1 protein-coding gene is annotated in these 1,083 nt (G+C 36.9%); it reads left to right on the top strand.

Annotated elements, in window-relative coordinates:
• The coding region (locus ADG81_RS06820) for a MucBP domain-containing protein (protein WP_049551294.1) at window positions 1-1,083 on the top strand (1,083 nt) is incomplete at both ends.

The raw sequence follows: 1,083 nt of genomic DNA, 5'->3' as shown, positions 1-1,083 counted from the left end.
GTTCACTATGTTGACACAGAAGGTAATGTAATCGCTGAAGATAAAGAAGATACTAAAGGTGCTTCTCTAAACGCTAAATACGACACAACTGACAACAAACCAGAGAAAATCGAAAAAGACGGAACTGTGTACTACTTAACAGAAAAAGCTCTTAAAGATGATTCTAAACCAGAAGAAGGTCTTGTTGTAGAAGGAACTACAGAAGTAACCTATGTCTATGAAAAAGCCGGATCAGTAGTAGTTCATTATACAGATCAAGAAGGTAATCCAATATCAGGAACAGATCCAGAAGGAAATAATGTCCCTGAAACTAATAATGATACAACAGATGGTAGACCAGGAACAGAATACAACACATCTGATAACGGAATGAAACCAAACCGTATTAAAACTGCAGAAGGAAAAGTATACGAATTAGTACCTGCTTCTACAATCGGAAATGAAACTGGTAAAGTAGTAGCTGGAGATACTGTAGAAGTAACATACGTGTATAAAGAAGTAAAAGGTAACGTAGTCGTTAAGTATGAAGATACTGAAGGTAACGTAATCGCTGAAGACGAAAAAGACGAAACAGATGCTTCTCTAAACGTTAAATACGATACAACAGACCACAAAAAAGATGAAATTACTAAAGACGGTGTTAAATATTACCTAACAGCTAAAGCACTTAAAGACGGTTCTAAAGAAACTGGAGACGTAGTAGAAGGTACAACAGAAGTAACTTATGTTTACGAAAAAGCAGGACAAGTAGTCGTTAACTATCAAACAGAAGATGGAACTCCATTAGTAGGTGTTGATCCAGCTGGTGCTAATGTAGCTTCAGGTGCTAAAGATACTGTTGATGGAAGACCTGGCTCAGCATACGACACTTCTGATAATGGAATGAAACCAAACCGTATTACAACTGCAGAAGGAAAAGTATATGAACTAGTACCAGCATCAACTAAAGGTGACGAAACAGGTACAGTAGTAGCTGGAGAAACTAAAACAGTAACATACGTTTACAAAGAAGTAACTGGAGACGTAGTAGTTCACTATGTTGACACAGAAGGTAATGTAATCGCTGAAGATAAAGAAGATACT

The sequence above is a fragment of the Streptococcus pseudopneumoniae genome, assembly GCF_001070815.1.
Lineage (GTDB): Bacteria > Bacillota > Bacilli > Lactobacillales > Streptococcaceae > Streptococcus > Streptococcus pseudopneumoniae_P.
The sequence above is the reverse complement of the archived record's forward strand: the minus strand, read 5'-3'. Positions and strand labels throughout refer to the sequence as shown.